Genomic DNA, 18,130 nt, shown 5'->3' on the forward strand with positions numbered 1-18,130 from the left:
CTTCCTTTCTGAAAAAATTAGATTATTGGTATAAAATAATAGCGCGATAGCTGAGTGACCATGGTGAAATTGACACGATTTCATAACCTTGGTCTGTCAGATTGCTGATGGCTGTATTTAAATTTTTTTCAAAACCTTTAGCAGTATTAGCGATAATAACTTCTGTTTTCATTAATTCTCTCCGTTCTTTGGATAACAGGTACAAGTAACTGTCTTCCTTCATTGTAAGTAAAACGACGTATTTTTCAATGTTCGAGGTGATTCTTTTAATAAATTTAAAGGGATTCAGCTACGATTACGATAGTTGCCAATTCGGTGCTAAGAATTGAAACAGCTAGCTGGTATTGGATTTGTTCAGGTTGAAAATGGGATATGAATGACAAAGAAGATTAATTTCTTTGAGGAGATTTTAGCGTAGTAAACCTCAGCCCGCTATTTCGAAATTAGTTTCCGACAAAGTGAGATCCAGTCAGCTTAGTGGATGAACTTGTTTGTGGATGAGCCGTTTGATTTCTGTCAGTAAAGATAAGTTCGCTAAATTGTCATCAGAATGATAGACAAAAAAGCGACGAGAGAGTTAAACTAATGGAGTCAGTTACCAATTTTCTTGCAAAGAAATGGTACAAATTTATTAGGTTCGATTGAACATCAGGTTGTTTAGTGTCCTGATTTTTAATTGTTTGGGAGAATCAGAATGTTTTTCTTGTTTTCAATGACGATTGTCGCCTTGCTGTTTTTGACTGCAATTGTGCGGGCATACCATTTAGCTCGCCGCCGTCGTATTGTTGGTGCAATGTTTCGGCATGGAGTTAATCAGGTTTTGGTCGACCAAAACCAGCAGAGTGACCATGACTTTGATTTTGACGTTCATACGCCAAAAGAGGCCCATGATTATCTCAAGCAGCAATTCCAAGATGAAAATGCCTTAAATCTCGGTGATGGTCTCTTTATTGATGTTAAGACAGAGTATTTGTTTTATGACTTGGGCCATGCTGATGCCGACGGCAACCTTTATTTCATTGAAAACTTTGATGAAATTGAATACTATGAAGTGGTGGCGGAGACTGAGGAGACTAAGACCATTGCTGCTAACTTTTTAGATTTTGATGATGGTGATTTTGTTCAGACGACTTTAAGCCGTCGGGAAAATCCGGTTATAGGGGCTAGTCCGGCTGACTACTTTGAAAAATTGTTGAAAAAATGCGTCAAGCAAAACCGGCAAACCTACCAGGATTATTTGGTTGGGCAAGAGCGCTAAAAGCGGATTATATTCTCACTTAATCTATTTGAGTTACACTAGAGTTACAATCATGATATTGAATGAGGTATAAAACGTGTTCTTATTATTTGGTTTAATTTTAGTAGTGTGGGGAGTTGTTTCATTATTCCGCTTCACTTTATCTGTATTTTCATACTTTTTAATTTTGGTTGGCTTTTTGTTAATCATTGGTTTCTTTCTCCACCACTGGATCTTTTCGTTGATTCTTGCAGCCATTATCGTTTACATTGTCCGCAGTGGGAAACGTCGGGTTGTTGTTGAAGAACAAGCGGATACAGGCTTTGGCCGTCGCGATATTAGCGATGAGGCAGAACAAAGTGATTCAAAATAATTTTCAATCAGTAAAGACGACCGAGAGGTCGTCTTTTTATTAGCTACTAATTTTTTATCAATATTTTCCTTTTTTTCTCAACTGGTCTATAATCAAGATTGCTTATTATAGTTGAAAAGAGGACGAATTAATGAAAATTGGTATTACAGCAGATGCGAATATGCAGCAAACGGCCCCAAGTCGATTGAAGCTAGCTAACTACGTTCAAAAGAGTCTAGTAGATGTTTTGGTTAAAAATGACGTGGTGCCAGTGATTTTACCAATTGTTAAGTCAGCAATGGTAGCAGAGATGGTGCGCATGGTGGATGCCATTATTATTCCAGGTGGACCGGATGTTTCACCACATCTTTACGGTGAAGACCCACACCAACAAATTGGCGTAACTTATGTGCCACGCGATGACTTTGAAAAAGCAGTCATTGAAGAAAGCGTGCGGCAGAACAAACCCGTTTTGGGAATTTGCCGTGGTATTCAAATTATTAATGTGGCCTTTGGTGGCACGCTATATCAGGATTTGCCTTCACAATATGAACAGGAAGCGATTCGTCACGAACAGGTGCCCGATTCGGCTTTTCCAACCCATTTCGTCAATGTGGAAGAGAAAAGCTTCCTGGCCAAGTCTCAGGGAGCGCACCCGTTCGTGAACTCCAAGCACCATCAAGCAGTGAAAAAGATTGCCGATGGTTTCAAGGTCACGGCACGGGCCAAGGATGGGGTAATTGAGGCGATTGAAAATCCTGATTTGGCCGTTTACGGCGTTCAGTGGCATCCGGAAACTTTCTGGTCTGACCATGAAAAGCAGGAGAAGCTTTTCCAAGATTTTTTTGCCTTGGTAGCTGAAAAAAGCCCTAATGAACTAAATAGTGAACGGAATTGATTGTTAATAAGAATTGCAATAAACCCTTAATTTTACACTACTGAAACCCGGGTATTTATGCCAAATGGGAATAAATTTTGCAAACTGAATTGCTTATAATGGTGGCAAGCGAAAGCCAAATTTAATAGCAATGAGGTGATTAGAATGCAAAAATATTTATGGCCGGTGACAAAGGGCGGACTCATTTTTATGGGACTGCTGTTGATAGATTTCTTTGTCGCCATGTTTAATATTTCCCAGAGCGGGGTGACAGAAACGGCACTCGGAATTCGGATTGAGACCGAACGTGATGCTCGCTCAATGAGCAATTTTGTGACGGGTACCTGGGAGATGCTGGTATACTTTACCGTCTTTATGCTTTGCTGGTTGGCTTATTTTTATTTCAAAAATCAGACCCAAAGCAAACATTCTGCTGCCAAATAAAATCATCAAAAAACCGACTTTTTAGCCGGTTTTTTTTATGAGCGAATGCTGATTTTTATTTGATTTGATAAAGACACCAGACCATCTCGGGGTGGTATTCCTTGATGATGGTCAATGAATCGTGGGGGAGGAAGGATTGCTGACTGAAAATGGCGTATTGATAGTGGCCTTTCTCGAAGGCCTTTTGTGCCAGGGGCTTGCTGGGGACGAAGTCGATGGTTAGATTTTGGTGGCTATCAACCATGTATTGCTGAATTAACTCCGTTGTTGCTGGATGGAGGATGGCTTTTTTATTCTTGATTGCTTGGTTTTCCGTTAATAACATCGGCATGGTTGGTAAGAAAAAGGTCGTTTGAATCGTGAGATGATCGAGATAGCGGTAGTTATTTCTGGTCCAACTGTCGCCATTGTCTGATTGGTAGGCAGTTGGCACCAAAAAATAATCACCGATAAAATCAGTCAGGTGCTGGTAGACGTTCTCAAAGTTTTCATGCAGGGTGATTGTGAGAGCTCGATAGTCAGGATCCTCATCTTGCAGGTGCTTGGCGGCTTGATAGCTGTCGGTTGTTTTTGGTCCTAGAGTATGAATGGTAGCCATCGTCAATCCTCCTAAATGTTAACGTTGATTGAATGAATAATTTCTTTTGCGATATCAGCCGGTTGTTTGCCATCAACGGTAATAATTTCACTGGCAATTTTTTCGTACACTGGCTGGCGAGTCTGCTTGAGCGCTAGCAGACCGTCCATCCCCAGTTGCTGAAAGAGTGGCCGACTAGTAACCCCATCGGCCAAGAGCCGACTAGCAATGGTCTGGTCACTGGCATCCAAGAAAATGACGGGGCCAGGCTGATTTTTCAGTAGGCCTTGGTTGCTGACTTGAACGGGGGTGCCGCCACCAGTTGACAGGATGCCTTCTAGGCTCAGTGCCTCGGTTAAGACACTCTGCTCGAGCTGACGAAAGCGAGCCTCACCAAATTGTTCAAAGTAGGCGGGGATAGTTAGGCCCGCAGTCTGTTCAATGAGGGTATCAAGATCATTTTGCGGTAGGTTCAACTGGTGGCTAAGCTCTTTGGCAACAGTAGTTTTACCGGAACCCATAAAACCTATTAAGGTAATTCTCATCGCTTGTCCTCCAATCGTCGTCGGGCCGTGTTGGCGGCCTGGAGTTGGTCATGAATACTGTCCTGGTCATCAACCGAGATGGCAGTTCGTAACCGGGTTAGTTGCTTTTGAAATTGATCGATCTGTGCTAATAAATCAGTCCGCTCGCTCGTAAAAATAGCGGTCCACATGTCAGGGTCTGCCTTGGCAATTCGTGTGGTATCAAGCAGACCGCCGGAGGGAATACCAGGATCGATAGCCATGTCGTCCACCTCCGGAATGATTGTGTTGGTTAGTGCAAAGGCAACCATGTGGGGCAAGTGACTGGTAGCTGAGACTAGTTGATCGTGCTGCTCAGCAGTTAAAGCACTAAAGTGCAACTGAGCTGGAACCAAGAGTGCTTGATAGGCCTTGATAGTCGTGGGACTGGCATTGCCATTCACTAAGAAAAAACTGTGGTTGGCCAAAAGGTCCAGCCGGCTATTTTGGCTTCCCGTTAGGTGGGATCCGGCCATCGGGTGGCCACCTAGGAATTGGACACCGCGGTCCATTAAGGGTTCAGCGGCCCTTAGAATAGTTTCCTTGCTACTACCAACGTCGGTCACGAGAACACCTGGCTTTAAGTCCAGCTGAGCTAACTGGTGGAGGCTTTCACAGATACCAGAAACGGGGGTGGCAAGAATGATTAAATCAGCCTGGCTGGCTCCCGTTGCAAAGTCAACGGTTTGGTCGACAACCCCAGCAGCTACCATTGTGGTCACATTTTCTTGTTTAGAATCAAAAGCAGTTATGGTTGTGGTCGGGCTAGCGGCTTTGATGATTCTGGCCATCGTGGCCCCAATTAACCCTAACCCGTTGATAAAGACGGATTTCAATTTAATCAACTCCTTAATCGTTGTAAGTCAGCTAGAAAGCTGGGGTAAGAAATATTGACGGCATCAAAGTCACGAATTGTCACTGGCTTAGAAAGGAGGAGAGAGGCGATTCTCAGGGTCATTGCAATGCGGTGGTCATGGTGGCTATCCAAATCCGTACTGTGTACCTGCCAATTTTGCCGTCCGTCAATCACGAAACCATCGGGTAATTCCTCAATGGCAATGCCAAGCTTACGAAATTCTTCTGCAACGACGGCTAGCCGATCAGACTCCTTAAAGCGTAATTCTTCTGCGCCAGTTATGCGACTGATGCCATCCGCTCGAGCAGCTAAGAGGGCTAATAGGGGGACTTCATCAACAAGAGCGGGAATTTCTTCAGCACCGATTGTAAAGGGCTGTAGTTTTGAGGCGGTGACGGTAATATCGGCAGCAGGTTCGGTTTCATTGTTTGCCTGAGTCCGTTCTTGAATGGTTAGTTGTGCACCCATTTTCTTTAGAACTGAAAGGATGCCGGTGCGCGTTTGATTAATACCAACATTTTCAATCGTGATAGCAGAGCCGGGCACAATTGCACCCGCAACCAACCAGAAGGCGGCGGAAGAAATGTCACCGGGAACGGTGACGTGTTGGGCGGTCAGAGGATGGCCAGGGTGAATGATAATTTGGTGACCATGCCGGTCAATACTGGCTGGGCTAAAGGTCGCTAGCATTCGTTCAGTATGGTCTCTGGAGGCCGTTGGTTCCTCGATGACGGTCTCGCCCGTTGCCTGCAGAGCAGCGAGGATGATGGCACTTTTGACCTGGGCACTGGCAACCGGCAGGCGGTAATTAAACCCGTGGAGGGGGCGACCGAAGACCATTAATGGTAGGTGGTTTTCAGTGCTGGTAAAATTAGCTCCCATTTGACTGAGTGGGTCGGTGACCCGGGCCATTGGTCTTTTGGAAAGTGAGGCATCCCCGACCAATGTGGAAGCAAAATCTTGGCCGGCCAAAAGACCAGTGATTAACCGCGTTGACGTACCGGAATTCCCCATGTCAAGGGGTTGGCTGCTTTGTGTCAGTCCCTTTAAGCCAACACCTTTGACCAGTACTTGGCTTTTTTGTTCATCAATTTTGACCCCCAAGTCCTTGAAAGCCTGCATCGTGGAGAGGCAGTCAGCTGATTTCAAAAAATTATCAATCGTTGTGACGCCCGTGCTAATTGCCGCAAAAATAATGCTGCGGTGGGAGATACTCTTGTCACCAGGAACAGTGATGCGTCCTGTTAATTTTGTTCGATCTTGTTCTGCCATGGTTTATCCTTAGAAATTCTTGAGTTCGAGACGGTAGTCCGCAATTTGCTTTTGTAAGCGGGTGAGGTTGCTACCGTCAAAAGTATCGGTAATCGCCTTAGCCAATTCAATGGCAATCACACTTTCAATCACAATTGAAGCGGGCACAATCGCAGTGGTATCGGAGCGTTCCACTGTAGCCTTTTTAACTTCCTTGCTATTGATGTCGGCACTTTGTAATGGCTTGTAAAGAGTTGGGATGGGCTTCATGGCTGCCTTAACAATGATTGGCATGCCGTTGGTCATCCCGCCTTCAAAGCCACCCAGGTGGTCTGAATTACGGGAAAATCCATGACCCTCTTGCCAATCAATCTCATCCATGACCTGGCTGCCACGGTGTTCAGCGTTTTCAAAACCGTCGCCAATTTCAACGCCTTTCATCGCATTGACACCCATGACCGCCGCCGCCAGCTTGGCATCTAATTTTGTATCCCAGGAAACGTAGGAACCTAAGCCGGCAGGGACGTTTTCAGCAACTACACGAATTACACCACCTAAAGTGTCGCCGTTACGCTTAGCTGCATCAATTAAATCGTGAATTGCTGTCACCTGGGTCTCTTCAGTGAGGCGCATGTCGTTTTGGGTAATCAACCGTTCGATTTGATCAACGTCTGTGGGTTGGCTGCCTTCGGCATGGATGCCTCCAATGGCTTCAACGTAGCCAACCAATTTGATGTCGAGAGCTTGTAAGACCTGCTTGCAGATATTACCAATAGCGACCCGCATCGCTGTTTCGCGGGCGGAGGACCGTTCTAACACATTGCGCATGTCACGATGACCGTATTTCATGCCGCCAACTAAATCAGCATGGCCAGGGCGGGGCCGACTAACGGCACGCAAAGTATTTTCTGGTGTTTCAGCTGAGGTGGGATTCATGATTTCGGACCATTGCTTGTGGTCACGGTTTTTAACCGTTAAGGCAATTGGGGAACCAAGTGTTAGGCCGTGGCGAACGCCACCAGTGATAATGATTTGGTCGTGTTCGATCTTTTGTCGGTTGCCCCGGCCGTAACCACCCTGACGGGCTGCCAAGGCGGCATTAATTTCATCAATATCAAGGTGAAGACCAGCGGGGATGCCCGTGAGGATTCCTGAAAGTTCCGGTCCGTGTGATTCACCAGCAGTTAAGTAAGTCAGCATAATGTTTTTTCCTTTTCTATGGTTGAGATGGTTTTCAATGATAACGGCTATCATCGTCACGTTTTTTGTCAAATTGACCTTTTTTTATTTGAGTGAAGCCTGGTACTTGCGTGAATTATCCATGATTGTTTGGATGATATCTTGATTGTAAGTGACCAATTTTTTATTTTTAGTTTTTCTGGCAACGTGAGCGAGGACTTGCCGCTCACGGTCGAGATCTTTAATGGCAATTTGCCCGGATTGCTTAAATTGATGGACGTCATCGACAGCCGCAAAGCGCTGTTCGAGGAGGTCAATGATTTGCGTGTCGATACGATTAATTTCTGCCCTTGCAGCAGCCAAAGAGGTGTTAGCTGGTTTTTCTTTGGGGAGGGCCCAGTACATCATCAAGGCGACGACCAAACCGATCAGGGCCACGAGAATGTCGCCGGCCATCAAATTCAAATGTTGGTTTTTAACAATCAGGCCAGTCATGATTGGCACTGAGAAGGAGGCCAAGGAACCAAAAATAAAGAAGAGACCGGTTAACATGCCCTTGTGCTTTGGGTAGATGGACAAGAGGGTGTTTAAGGCGATTTGCATCAAGCCACCCGCCGCGCTCAAACCAAAGAGAAAAGCTGCGACGGCTGAAAGCGTTTCGTTGGTGCTCAAGGTAATGGTGGTGATGGACAGGAATGAGATAGCGTTTAGTGTTAGGAACAGTTCTTTTTTAATGGTTAAACGCTGTAGTAATATCACGACAATAATGACGCCACTGATGGAGCCTAGGCTGTACAGGGAAAGGAGGAAGTGCGCCATGGCAGCCGTAAAATTAATTTTCTTAGCGAAAATGGTAATCCATTGGGTAAACCAAATCATGACGGCCATCGATGTGTAACCATAGATGAAGAGCCCAGCGGTCAAGACTGATTTCTTAGCAAAGCCGAGTTGGAGACCGGATGTTTCTGTAACAGCGGCTGTTTTCTTGGCAGCCTGAACATTGATCGTCAAAATATTGACAAGGTTCACCAGTAAAATCCCTGCTGGAACCAAAAATGAAAGGCCGAACCACAGTTTTTGCTCGGTTAAGAAGAGCACAAGCATTGGCAAGATAAATTCGCCAATTGAAATGAAAGCCTTCAAGAAGACGCTATTACTAGTGCCATTTTGGTTAATTTCAGTTAAGAGCGGGTAAGTTGCTGAGTCGAGGGCTGAGTTGGCCACACCAGCCAAGATGGCGAGGCTGTAAGCTAAGGCAAGTGATTGGTTCAGTGGCGTAGCCACGAAGAAAATTAGGTAAGTAATCATCCCAATTAAGAGGGTTGTCTTGCGGCCAAAGCGGTCGGAAATAAAGCCCATAATCAGGTAAGCAAGCAGGCGACCAATCCCTATTCCAGAAAGGATAAAGGAGGCCACCGGTAAAGTGGCTTGCCAGTGCTGAGCCAGGGTGACCAGATTTTGGGTCAGAATAATCATGCCAAAGCCATGAACTAAGTAATTGGTGAAAAGCCCGGATTTGAGACGAAAGCGGGAAGTTTGCATAACGATTTCTCCTTAGAGTAGTTGAAAGATTTGCCGGATTTGAGCGATGGTTAGTTGGCCGGGCGCTGACTCCGCTGTTTCGTCCAGGCTAGCGAAAGTAATTGCCGACCCGCTGAGTTGGCCGGCGATGCGACTGATTTTTCCAAGGTCCCCCATGGCCATGGTGACGATTGGAATCGTCAAACTTTCCTGGGCGGTTTGGCTAACAGTCAAGAGACGGAAAACATCGGCCTTGGTTTTGGGCATAACGGCAATCTTGGCCATGTCTGCCTTCAAATTAGCCATTTTTTCAAATTGCTTTTGTAGAAAGGTCGTGGTTGGGGTTGATTGGAAGTTATGGTAGCTGGCGATAACCAGTTGATTGCGATCGTGGCTAGCCTGGATGGCTTTCTCAACCAAATTTAGGTCGTGGTCAACCTCGACATCGATGAGATCAAAATCACTTTGAGCTAGGTTGGCTAAAAGGTCGCCGTAATCTGCTTCTTCAAGGGGCATGGCGCCACCTTCGCCCTGTGTTCGAAAGGTAGCGATAATGGGCAAATCACCTAAACCAACCGTTAAAGCGGCTCGAATATCTTTGAGGTCCTTTAACTCTGGGGTATGGTCAAGGTGGTCAATTCGCCATTCAACTAAATCAGGCTGGCTTTCCCTGATCGCTGGCAGTTGCTCTTTCAGATCGGCTAGGTTGGTTGCGACGATTGGGAGGGCGATGGCGCTTTGGTCGTTTTCGCCGATGATGGTATTGTGACAAGTAAGTGTTTTCATTGTTGGTCCTTTTGCTCAATTGCTGTTTGGACGAGGTCGATTGGCATGTTTTGGCCGGTCCAAAGTCGAAAAGCGGCAGCGCCTTGTTCAATCATCATACCCAAGCCATTGTAAACATGGGCAACGCCGGCATTCTTGGCGATGGTCATGAGCTTGGTTTCTCTTGGGGCATAAACTGTGTCGTAAACGACCAAGTCTTTTTTGAACCAGGTCGGGTCTGTGACGAGGCTTTGGTCTTCCAATGGCTTCATGCCAACGCCGGTTGCATCACAGAAGATGTCGGCCCAAGCGAGGGCTTCTTGCAAAGCGCCTTGATCAGCCAGGTCAGTTAGGCTTGCCTGACAATTCGTTTTTTGATTGATGATGTCGACGGTTTCTTGTGCGTGGCCGAACCGCCCGTCGTGACGGTTGAAGATTCTGATTTCACTGAGGCCATCGAGGGCCGACTGGGTTGCAATCGGGGTTCCAGCACCACCGGCACCAATCAAGACCATCTTTTTTCCGGCGACTTCATGGCCTTTTTTCTTTAAATCAGTGACGAAGCCAACGCCGTCGGTGGTGTAACCGGTTAAGATTCCGTGATCGTTGACCACAGTGTTGACGGCCTGGTTTAGCTCAGCTGAGATATCGAGCTTGTCTAAGTAGGGGATGATGGCCTGTTTATTGGGCATTGAAACGTTAGACCCCCGCATCTCGAGGGTGCGGATAGCAGCGACGCCATCCTTGAGTTTTTCCTCTGGTACATCAAAAGCCAGGTAAACAAAGTTTAGGTTCAAAGCCTCAAAGGCGGTGTTATGCATGGTTGGTGACATAGAATGGCGGATGGGGTAGGCCATCAAGCCAATTAAGTAGGTGTGTCCATCAATTCTTGTCATATGATTCTTCCTTTCTGATTGAAATAAAAAAGCCGGCTAGGTAAAGACCTAGTCGGCTGATTGCTCACAGTGAGAAAGAAAAAATTCCATCATGGTTGCCATCGATTACCGACTAGGTGTTACATCTAGTCGGCCAACACAAAGATGGCTTTATTACCTAGATGCGGACGCTTGAGCACGTCCGCATCGAGAATTGGACGTGCTATCTAAAGTAATAAAAGCCATAATAACGACTCATCATTTGTGCTGATGATTTTTTCATTGTTGGAATCCCTTTCCGTTAAGTTGCTTTAATTAAAACACAGGAAAAATGTTTTTGCAAGATTTTTTATCATCTTTTTCTCATTTTTATCTTGTTTGCTTGATTTTCTTTAATGCTTAAATAATCCGCTATATAAGAAGAAAAAAGTCGTTTAATAGTTGCTATTTCTTGGATTGATTTATTTTTTAATCATAAAAATGAAAATAATCCTCATTTTTTCTTGACACTTTTTCATTTTGTGATTAAACTGAGGGCAATTAAATAGTTCGTCCATAAAAACCAATGATGTGGAGATCAAGATTGTTGTGCACGCTAAGAGAGTCGCCGATGCTGGGAAGGCGATGGGAACGCAGGCAGTTAAATGGACCACGGAGGGTTCCGCTGAAAGAGCATTTGCTCAAGTACGGGAAACGTCAGGCATACGTCAGTTGTCGGGGATATGTTAGTATCTCGCTAAGGAGGGGCTAAAGACCTTTTTTCATTGACTTTTTTGTTGAAAAATGAGTTTTTTGGCCTAATTAAGGTGGCACCGCGGAGAGAATCCGTCCTTAACAAAGCATAGATTGCGTTGTTATGGGCGGATTTTTTAGTTGAAAAAATGAAACGAGGTGACCAAAAGTTGAAACAATTAGACCTAAAGCAATATGGCCAAGAATATCCCTTCCTGCCAGTGATTGTTAGCAAAAGAATCAGTAATTTTGACCCAGAATTGCTCATGCAGGAACTGGGGACAACCAAGAATCAGACGATGATCTTTCAACGCGAGGGTGTGACCACTTTTTTCCTCTCACTTGAGCAAACGATTACCGGTCGTGATGGCCAAATCCAAGTAATGAGTGCCGATGGTGCGGTCGAAACCGCCCAGGGTGATCCAATTGCCTTTTTAAATCAGCTTTATCACCAGTATCAAATTCCCAAGGTGACAGACGCCATCCCCTTTGTGGCCGGACTAATGGGCTATTTTGCTTATGATTTTGTCCGTTACCATCCTGATGTTCACTTAGCGCCAGCCCAAGACGATCTTGGTTTAGCGGACTTCGAATTATTTTTACCAAAGGTGGTTGCCAATTATCGTCACGAGACCAAGGAATTGATTTTAAGCCAAACGGTACCGTCCGAAAGGTTGTCGACCGACTTCGATCAGGTTCAACAAAAGTTAAATGATTTGGCGAACCGGGCTGGTGAAATGATGGACCAAATTCAGGAAAATGATTTGGCAACTGCCGAGCTGGAAAACCAGGTTAGCTCAAATCAAGAGCTGCTTCAGGGTGATGAGGCCAAAAGCCAGTCAGCACTAACTTTTACCAATCAATTGACGCGGACAGCCTTCAGCGATCGGGTTCAAAAAACGAAAGAACATATTCATGCTGGTGATATCTTTCAGCTGATTTTATCCAATCCTTACCTGGCGAAAACTAATAATCAGCAACTCTTGCTGGGTGTTTTTACCAGGTTACAGGGTGGGCCCCAATCACCCTACCAATTCTACTTTCATAACGGTGACTACCAAGCAACCGGTGCCTCACCAGAAACCTTAATTAAAAAGACCGGGGACCGATTGTTCTCATATCCGCTAGCGGGTACGAGACGGCGGGGGAAAACAGCAGAAGAGGACCAATTTTTTGCCCAGGAACTGCAGCACAGCGAAAAAGAACTCGCGGAGCACAATATGCTAGTTGATTTGGGTCGCAATGATTTGGGTCGAGTGAGCCAATTTGGCACGGTCGCCGTTACGAAGCTGCGCCACCTGCTTTATTTTCCAAATGTGATGCACCTTGGCTCAACAATTGAAAGCCAAGTTCAGACTGATTTAACTCCCATCGACATTCTAAAAGCAACCTTGCCAGCGGGAACGTTATCCGGAGCACCTAAGATTTCGGCCATGCAGATTATCAATCAGTTGGAGAACCGCAAGCGTGGCATTTACGGTGGTGGTATTGGAACGATTGGTTTTGATGGCGACCTCGACTTCAGTATTGGGATTCGCTTAGCCTACCAAAAAAAGCAAAACCTGGTCGTCCAGGCCGGTGCTGGGATTGTGGCCGATAGCAGCCCAGCGGAAGAGTACCGAGAATTTGAAAATAAAAGCCGGTTAATGTTGGATTTGGTTACAAAGGAGGCGGCATCCGATGCTATTACTAATTGATAATTATGACAGCTTTACCTATAACCTCTACCAGGAAATTGGCAAGTTGACCAAGCAGACCATCAAGGTGGTTAAAAATGATCAGGTAAGAGTTGAGGACCTAGATGAACCAACGTTAATGGGACTGATTTTATCACCGGGACCGGGTCGGCCAAATCAGGCCGGGAACCTCAATGCCGTTCTGGCAGCTGCTATCGGTCGGGTACCTGTTCTTGGTGTTTGCCTTGGCCATCAGGCAATTGGCGAGGTCTATGGTGCCAAGATTGTTACGGCCCCGTTGATGCACGGGAAGACCAGCCTGATTCACCAGCAGGGAAAGCAGTTGTCGGGTATCTTAGCCGGGTGCCCGACCACTTTTACAGTTGGACGCTACCATTCCTTGATGATTGATCCAGCCACCATTCCCAATCACTTAACCGTGACCGCCCAGGCCGACGATGGGACCGTTCAGGCAGTTGCCGATGAAGAAAACCACGTTTACGGAGTCGAATTTCACCCCGAATCGATTATGACGGACCAAGCGGCCGCCAAACAAATTTTTACTAATTTTTTAGCTTATACGGGAGAGAGCAACCATGATTAAACCAGCCATTCAAAAAGTCAGCCAACAGCAAAACTTAACCTTCGATGAGTCAGCCGAGGTTATTAGTGAGATTATGACCGGCCAAGCAGAAGAAAATCAGATTGCCGCTTTTTTGACGGCATTAACAGCCAAGGGGGAAACGGCCGCTGAAATTGCTGGGGCAGCCCAAGCAATGCGGCAAGCGGCCCTGGAATTTCCTAAACAAGCAGCGGCCCTGGACATCGTTGGTACCGGCGGTGACCATTCTAATTCCTTTAACATTTCGTCGACGGCGGGTTTGGTCATTGCTAGTCTTGGTTATGATGTGGTCAAGCACGGGAACCGCGCTGCTTCTTCAAAAAGTGGTGCTGCCGATGTTCTCGAGGCCCTGGGATTTCCAATTAACCAGGAGGTTGGCCAGGCCGAGCAGCTACTAAAAGATCAGCACTTTACCTTTCTTTTTGCCCAAAAGTACCATCAAGCAATGAGGTATGTTGCCCCTGTTCGCCGCAGTTTGGGCATCCCAACCATTTTTAATGTTTTAGGTCCCTTGGCCAATCCAGCCGAACCAAAGCAAATGGTTTTGGGTGTCTATGATGGGGCGCTGTTGGAACCGATGGCTCAGGTTTTGCACCAACTCGGTGTACAGTCAGCCAATATTTTGTATGGAACGGATGGCCTCGATGAAGCTTCAATCTCAGCACCAACTAAGTTAGTACGATTGCGGGGTGATAAGGTTCAGTTCCAAACGATTATCCCAGAGGAGTTTGGCTTGAAGCGGGCAACCAAAGAAGAAATTGTGGGCGGAACAGCCCAGGAGAATGCAGCCATTACTCGGACTATCTTAGCCGGTGAAGAACGGGGAGCCAAGCGTGATATCGTGGTTTTAAATGCGGCCATTGGTCTCAATGCCGTCAATCCAGCTATCTCGATTGAACAGGGGGTGATATTAGCGCAGGAGGCCCTCGATAGTGGTCGGGTAGCTGATTTGCTTGCAAGGATAAGCACTGCGGAGGCCGTTGAATGATTTTAGATGATTTAGTGGCCGCCACGAAAAGCCGGCTAGTAAAAGAAAAAGTAGCGGTGTCATTAGCGACTTTGAAAGCTCAGACAGAGGCTCTGCCGGTGATTGACCCGCAAGCTGTTTACGACCGTTTTCTAGCACCAGGGATTCACGTGATTGCCGAGGTCAAGAAAGCCTCACCCTCCAGGGGTTTGATTGCGGTTGATTTTCCTTATCAAGAAATTGCTCAAACCTATGATCAAGCCGGCGTAACGGCCATTTCTGTCTTAACCGAGCCGGATTACTTTTTGGGCAAATTAGACTATTTGGCTGAGATTGCGGCCAAGGTAACCGTTCCAGTTTTGCGAAAGGACTTTGTCATCGACCCCTACATGATTTATCAGGCAAAGGTTGCGGGCGCAAAAATTATTTTGCTGATTGTGGCGATTTTATCTCCGCTAGACTTGCAAGTCTATTTGAACTTGGCTGAGAGTCTGGGACTGGCCGTGTTAGTCGAGGCACATGATGCAGATGAAATTAGTCGAGCGCTGGCCGTTGGTGCCAAGCTGATTGGGGTTAATAATCGCAATTTAAAGGATTTTACAGTCTCCTTTGATAACAGCCAGCGGCTCTTTAATTTGGTGCCCGATTCTGTTGCCTTTATTGCCGAAAGTGGCGTGCAAAGTCCGGCAGATATTGCACACCTACAATCCTTAGGAATCAATGGTGTGCTGATCGGAGAGGCCTTGATGAAGGCGGCTAGTCCAAAAGCTTTCATTGAAGCCGGATTGGGGGAGCAAACCCATGACTAAGATTAAAATTTGTGGCTTGATGACTAAAAAAGAGGCCCTGATGGCCAACGAGGCCCGCCCTGATTTTGCAGGAGTCGTCTTTGCTCCAGGTCGCCACCAGGTTACGAAAGCGGAAGCTTTAGTAGTGCGCACGACGCTTTATGAGTCGATTCCATTGGTTGGTGTCTTTGTTGCTGAACCGGTGGAAATGATTTTGGAATTGGTTGAAATGGGGACGATTCAGCTGATTCAGCTCCATGGCCGGCGACCAATTGATGAGGTCCGGCGGTTGGAAATGGCAGGCGTACCAATTATCCAAGCCCTGGTGGGTGATGATGCCATTGACCAGGCCAAGAGTTGGCAAAATCAGCTTCGGTGGTGTCGGCCACAAGCAGACAATGGCGGTTTGGAAGAAGGTCTAGATCGCAATCGGCAGTTAGCCAATTTTAGTGGCAGTTTGCAAGAACAATCAGTTAGTAATTTTGACCTAATTGATTTTTTAATGGTTGATGCTGGTGCTGGCTCTGGTCAACGATTAGATTGGCAGCGGTTAGCTGGTTTGGCCCCGAACCACCTATTTGTGGCTGGCGGGATTCGCCCTGATAATTTAAGCGATTTACTGCAGGTTTATCAGCCTGCTGGCGTTGATGTGAGTACTGGGGCGGAAACCAACCGGCATAAAGACCTAAAAAAGATGTTGGCACTGGTAGCCATTGCCCATCAAGAGGAGAGAAAGTAATGGAAGCAGAATACAAGACAAAGAAGCAGGGTGGTCGGTTTTTAGAGTATGGCGGCCAATATGTACCGGAAACTTTGATGAATGAGTTAAATAAGTTGGCTGCAGTTTACCAGGAAGCCCAGGCCGACCCTGATTTTCAGGCGGAATTGGCTGACCTATTGGCTAATTATGCCAACCGACCATCGTTGTTGTACTATGCCAAAAACATGACGGCTGACCTTGGTGGCGCCCAAATTTATTTTAAACGTGAGGATTTGAACCACACGGGGGCCCATAAGATTAACAATGTCATTGGCCAGGCACTGTTAGCTAAGAAAATGGGCAAGAAACGCTTAATAGCCGAAACAGGAGCGGGACAACACGGGGTAGCAACGGCTACGATTGCTGCCTTGTTTGGTCTGGAGTGCGAAGTCTTTATGGGCAAGGAGGACACGGATCGCCAACGGTTGAATGTTTATCGGATGGAACTCCTTGGGGCCAAAGTCCACGCCGTGACTTCCGGATCAATGGTGTTGAAGGATGCCATTAATGCTGCCTTGCAGGGCTTTGCGGCCCGGCCTGAGGATACGTTTTATGTGATGGGTTCGGCCACCGGCCCCCATCCTTATCCGGAGATAGTCCGTGATTTTCAAAGTGTGATCAGCCAGGAATCCAAGCAACAAATTCAAGACCAATTGGGACGTTTGCCCGATAAGGTCATCGCCTGCGTTGGTGGCGGATCCAATGCCATTGGTAGTTTTGCCCATTATATTAACCATGCTGAAGTTGAGTTGATTGGGGTAGAAGCAGCCGGCAAGGGCGTTGATACTGATTTGACGGCGGCTACTATCGAAAAGGGTCGCTTAGGTGTCTTTCACGGCATGAAGTCACTCTTTTTGCAAAATGATAGTGGCCAAATCAATCCGGTCTATTCGATTTCGGCTGGGCTCGATTACCCGGGTGTTGGGCCAGAACACGCAGCATTAGCAGCCGAGCACCGTGCCCAATACGTCGGTATTACAGATGATGAGGCCGTGGCTGCCTTTGAATACATTGCCAAGCAAGAGGGGATTATTGCCGCTATTGAAAGCTGTCATGCTGTGGCCTATGTGCAAAAATTAGCGCCAACGTTACCTAAGGACCAGGTCATTGTCTGCACACTATCTGGCCGGGGGGACAAGGATGTTGCCGCAATTGCCAAGTACCGGGGGGTTGAAATTCATGAGTAAAATTAGTCAAAGCTTTACGAATCATAAAAATTTTATTGCCTTCGTCACCGCCAATGATCCTGACATGGAGACGACTGTGAAAAATGTCGTGGCTTTGGCAAAGGGCGGGGCCGATATTGTTGAAATTGGCATTCCTTTTTCGGATCCAGTCGCCGACGGTCCCGTTATTCAAGCGGCCGATTTGCGGGCTTTGCGTGACCCTGATTTACCAATTGAAGTGATTTTTACGGCGGTGAAGGAAATTCGTCTGCAAACAGCGGTGCCTCTGGTTTTCTTGGTGTACCTGAACGTTGTTCTCCAGTATGGCTATGAACGTTTTACCGCCGACTGTGAAAAATTCGGTGTCGATGGCCTGATTATCCCCGATTTGCCCTATGAAGAACGAGGAGAGTTAGTTTCTTTTACTGACAAGCATGGGCTGGATTTGATTCCGTTGATTACAGTGACGTCTGGTGAGCGCATTGCGCTGATTGCCAAAGAGGCGACCGGTTTCATCTACTTGGTTTCTTCTTTAGGCGTAACGGGAACCCGTGAATCCTTTGCTGCTAATTTAGCAGAAGTTGTCGGGCAAATTAAAGCGGTAACGAATGTGCCGGTGGCTATTGGCTTTGGTGTACATACCGCTGACCAGGCCCAGGCAATGGCTGATTTGGCCGATGGGGTTATTATTGGCTCAGCCTGCGTCCAGATTGTCGCTGAAAATGGTCACAAAGCACCAGCAAAGTTACAGGCGTACGCTAAAGAAATCAGCGCTGCTGTTGATGGTGTGTCGGTTGGGAATGCTAAATGAATTGGTCAAAATTGAGTGCCGTTACCAACAAGTAAAATGGCCTAGTGATTGCTACCAAGATTGAGGTTGTTGCTGGTGGTGCATTTCGCCTAACTTTTTTGACCAGCGCTT

At 46.6% G+C, this 18,130-nt stretch carries 20 protein-coding genes; 11 read left to right on the top strand and 9 right to left on the bottom strand.

The genetic code is table 11. From position 1 onward, the window contains the following. Nucleotides 1-22: 22 nt before the first annotated feature. Nucleotides 23-172 carry a hypothetical protein gene (locus tag ACSYSR_RS04930; protein ID WP_252773554.1) on the bottom strand — a complete coding sequence of 50 codons (150 nt, stop codon included), beginning with the start codon at nucleotides 170-172 and terminating at the stop codon, nucleotides 23-25. Between the two features lie 522 nt (nucleotides 173-694). Between ACSYSR_RS04930 and ACSYSR_RS04935 the strand changes: the two genes are divergently transcribed. From ACSYSR_RS04935 to ACSYSR_RS04950, 4 genes are all read left to right on the top strand, one after another. Beyond that, entirely contained in the window at nucleotides 695-1,258 is a 564-nt protein-coding gene (locus ACSYSR_RS04935; protein ID WP_489815956.1) for a hypothetical protein, read from the top strand. Nucleotides 1,259-1,334: 76 nt separating this feature from the next. Beyond that, nucleotides 1,335-1,610, top strand: coding sequence for a hypothetical protein (locus ACSYSR_RS04940; protein ID WP_489815955.1), 276 nt, complete (start codon nucleotides 1,335-1,337; stop codon nucleotides 1,608-1,610). Between the two features lie 130 nt (nucleotides 1,611-1,740). Continuing rightward, nucleotides 1,741-2,487, top strand: a complete 747-nt coding sequence (locus ACSYSR_RS04945; RefSeq protein ID WP_489815954.1) for a gamma-glutamyl-gamma-aminobutyrate hydrolase family protein — start codon at nucleotides 1,741-1,743, stop codon at nucleotides 2,485-2,487. A 144-nt stretch (nucleotides 2,488-2,631) separates the two neighbouring features. Next, nucleotides 2,632-2,910 (top strand): hypothetical protein, encoded by a 279-nt coding sequence (locus tag ACSYSR_RS04950; protein ID WP_252773558.1) that lies wholly within the window; start codon nucleotides 2,632-2,634, stop codon nucleotides 2,908-2,910. A 55-nt stretch (nucleotides 2,911-2,965) separates the two neighbouring features. On the opposite strand, the gene ACSYSR_RS04955 is transcribed toward ACSYSR_RS04950, so the two are convergent. From ACSYSR_RS04955 to ACSYSR_RS04990, 8 genes are all read right to left on the bottom strand, one after another. Further along, nucleotides 2,966-3,508 carry a hypothetical protein gene (locus tag ACSYSR_RS04955; protein WP_489815953.1) on the bottom strand — a complete coding sequence of 181 codons (543 nt, stop codon included), beginning with the start codon at nucleotides 3,506-3,508 and terminating at the stop codon, nucleotides 2,966-2,968. A gap of 11 nt (nucleotides 3,509-3,519) precedes the next feature. Further along, entirely contained in the window at nucleotides 3,520-4,032 is a 513-nt protein-coding gene (locus ACSYSR_RS04960; RefSeq protein ID WP_252773560.1) for a shikimate kinase, read from the bottom strand. Further along, nucleotides 4,029-4,886, bottom strand: a complete 858-nt coding sequence (locus ACSYSR_RS04965) for a prephenate dehydrogenase (RefSeq protein WP_489815952.1) — start codon at nucleotides 4,884-4,886, stop codon at nucleotides 4,029-4,031. The genes ACSYSR_RS04960 and ACSYSR_RS04965 overlap by 4 nt, the downstream gene beginning before the upstream one ends. A 5-nt stretch (nucleotides 4,887-4,891) precedes the next feature. Continuing rightward, the gene (aroA, locus tag ACSYSR_RS04970) at nucleotides 4,892-6,178 is read right to left on the bottom strand and encodes a 3-phosphoshikimate 1-carboxyvinyltransferase (RefSeq protein ID WP_489815951.1); all 1,287 of its coding nucleotides are present in this window, start codon (nucleotides 6,176-6,178) and stop codon (nucleotides 4,892-4,894) included. Between the two features lie 9 nt (nucleotides 6,179-6,187). Then, a complete protein-coding gene (aroC, locus tag ACSYSR_RS04975) occupies nucleotides 6,188-7,357 on the bottom strand; it encodes a chorismate synthase (RefSeq protein WP_489815950.1) in 1,170 nt (389 codons plus the stop codon). Nucleotides 7,358-7,441: 84 nt separating this feature from the next. Continuing rightward, nucleotides 7,442-8,878, bottom strand: coding sequence for an MFS transporter (locus tag ACSYSR_RS04980; RefSeq protein ID WP_489815949.1), 1,437 nt, complete (start codon nucleotides 8,876-8,878; stop codon nucleotides 7,442-7,444). Nucleotides 8,879-8,890: 12 nt separating this feature from the next. Next, nucleotides 8,891-9,643, bottom strand: a complete 753-nt coding sequence (aroD, locus tag ACSYSR_RS04985; protein ID WP_252773565.1) for a type I 3-dehydroquinate dehydratase — start codon at nucleotides 9,641-9,643, stop codon at nucleotides 8,891-8,893. Beyond that, nucleotides 9,640-10,518, bottom strand: a complete 879-nt coding sequence (locus tag ACSYSR_RS04990; RefSeq protein WP_252773566.1) for a shikimate dehydrogenase — start codon at nucleotides 10,516-10,518, stop codon at nucleotides 9,640-9,642. Before ACSYSR_RS04990 ends, aroD begins: the two co-directional genes overlap by 4 nt. Before the next feature lie 881 nt (nucleotides 10,519-11,399). Between ACSYSR_RS04990 and ACSYSR_RS04995 the strand changes: the two genes are divergently transcribed. Genes ACSYSR_RS04995 through trpA form a run of 7 tightly spaced genes read left to right on the top strand, consistent with a single transcriptional unit; the run spans nucleotide 11,400 to nucleotide 18,019 of the window. Then, entirely contained in the window at nucleotides 11,400-12,926 is a 1,527-nt protein-coding gene (locus tag ACSYSR_RS04995; RefSeq protein WP_489815948.1) for an anthranilate synthase component I family protein, read from the top strand. Beyond that, nucleotides 12,910-13,509 carry an anthranilate synthase component II gene (locus ACSYSR_RS05000; protein WP_489815947.1) on the top strand — a complete coding sequence of 200 codons (600 nt, stop codon included), beginning with the start codon at nucleotides 12,910-12,912 and terminating at the stop codon, nucleotides 13,507-13,509. The genes ACSYSR_RS04995 and ACSYSR_RS05000 overlap by 17 nt, the downstream gene beginning before the upstream one ends. Next, nucleotides 13,502-14,515 carry an anthranilate phosphoribosyltransferase gene (trpD, locus tag ACSYSR_RS05005; RefSeq protein WP_489815946.1) on the top strand — a complete coding sequence of 338 codons (1,014 nt, stop codon included), beginning with the start codon at nucleotides 13,502-13,504 and terminating at the stop codon, nucleotides 14,513-14,515. Before ACSYSR_RS05000 ends, trpD begins: the two co-directional genes overlap by 8 nt. Then, nucleotides 14,512-15,303: an indole-3-glycerol phosphate synthase TrpC gene (gene trpC / locus ACSYSR_RS05010; RefSeq protein WP_489815945.1), complete on the top strand. Its 792-nt coding sequence runs from the start codon at nucleotides 14,512-14,514 to the stop codon at nucleotides 15,301-15,303. Before trpD ends, trpC begins: the two co-directional genes overlap by 4 nt. Beyond that, the gene (locus ACSYSR_RS05015) at nucleotides 15,296-16,021 is read left to right on the top strand and encodes a phosphoribosylanthranilate isomerase (RefSeq protein ID WP_489815944.1); all 726 of its coding nucleotides are present in this window, start codon (nucleotides 15,296-15,298) and stop codon (nucleotides 16,019-16,021) included. Before trpC ends, ACSYSR_RS05015 begins: the two co-directional genes overlap by 8 nt. Continuing rightward, the gene (gene trpB, locus ACSYSR_RS05020; RefSeq protein ID WP_489815943.1) at nucleotides 16,021-17,229 is read left to right on the top strand and encodes a tryptophan synthase subunit beta; all 1,209 of its coding nucleotides are present in this window, start codon (nucleotides 16,021-16,023) and stop codon (nucleotides 17,227-17,229) included. The genes ACSYSR_RS05015 and trpB overlap by 1 nt, the downstream gene beginning before the upstream one ends. Then, nucleotides 17,222-18,019 carry a tryptophan synthase subunit alpha gene (trpA, locus tag ACSYSR_RS05025; protein WP_489815942.1) on the top strand — a complete coding sequence of 266 codons (798 nt, stop codon included), beginning with the start codon at nucleotides 17,222-17,224 and terminating at the stop codon, nucleotides 18,017-18,019. The genes trpB and trpA overlap by 8 nt, the downstream gene beginning before the upstream one ends. Nucleotides 18,020-18,130 lie beyond the last annotated feature (111 nt).

It is taken from the genome of Fructobacillus sp. ESL1096 (assembly GCF_058511985.1).

Excerpts from the sequence above, each read along its gene's own strand:
- aroA (WP_489815951.1), bottom strand. The coding sequence starts at position 6,178 with ATGGCAGAACAAGATCGAACAAAATTAACAGGACGCATCACTGTTCCT.
- trpB (WP_489815943.1), top strand. The coding sequence starts at position 16,021 with ATGGAAGCAGAATACAAGACAAAGAAGCAGGGTGGTCGGTTTTTAGAG.
- ACSYSR_RS04945 (WP_489815954.1), top strand. The coding sequence starts at position 1,741 with ATGAAAATTGGTATTACAGCAGATGCGAATATGCAGCAAACGGCCCCA.
- aroD (WP_252773565.1), bottom strand. The coding sequence starts at position 9,643 with ATGAAAACACTTACTTGTCACAATACCATCATCGGCGAAAACGACCAA.
- ACSYSR_RS04980 (WP_489815949.1), bottom strand. The coding sequence starts at position 8,878 with ATGCAAACTTCCCGCTTTCGTCTCAAATCCGGGCTTTTCACCAATTAC.
- ACSYSR_RS04935 (WP_489815956.1), top strand. The coding sequence starts at position 695 with ATGTTTTTCTTGTTTTCAATGACGATTGTCGCCTTGCTGTTTTTGACT.
- trpD (WP_489815946.1), top strand. The coding sequence starts at position 13,502 with ATGATTAAACCAGCCATTCAAAAAGTCAGCCAACAGCAAAACTTAACC.
- ACSYSR_RS04930 (WP_252773554.1), bottom strand. The coding sequence starts at position 172 with ATGAAAACAGAAGTTATTATCGCTAATACTGCTAAAGGTTTTGAAAAA.
- aroC (WP_489815950.1), bottom strand. The coding sequence starts at position 7,357 with ATGCTGACTTACTTAACTGCTGGTGAATCACACGGACCGGAACTTTCA.
- ACSYSR_RS04960 (WP_252773560.1), bottom strand. The coding sequence starts at position 4,032 with ATGAGAATTACCTTAATAGGTTTTATGGGTTCCGGTAAAACTACTGTT.
- trpC (WP_489815945.1), top strand. The coding sequence starts at position 14,512 with ATGATTTTAGATGATTTAGTGGCCGCCACGAAAAGCCGGCTAGTAAAA.
- ACSYSR_RS04955 (WP_489815953.1), bottom strand. The coding sequence starts at position 3,508 with ATGGCTACCATTCATACTCTAGGACCAAAAACAACCGACAGCTATCAA.
- trpA (WP_489815942.1), top strand. The coding sequence starts at position 17,222 with ATGAGTAAAATTAGTCAAAGCTTTACGAATCATAAAAATTTTATTGCC.
- ACSYSR_RS05015 (WP_489815944.1), top strand. The coding sequence starts at position 15,296 with ATGACTAAGATTAAAATTTGTGGCTTGATGACTAAAAAAGAGGCCCTG.
- ACSYSR_RS04990 (WP_252773566.1), bottom strand. The coding sequence starts at position 10,518 with ATGACAAGAATTGATGGACACACCTACTTAATTGGCTTGATGGCCTAC.
- ACSYSR_RS04950 (WP_252773558.1), top strand. The coding sequence starts at position 2,632 with ATGCAAAAATATTTATGGCCGGTGACAAAGGGCGGACTCATTTTTATG.
- ACSYSR_RS05000 (WP_489815947.1), top strand. The coding sequence starts at position 12,910 with ATGCTATTACTAATTGATAATTATGACAGCTTTACCTATAACCTCTAC.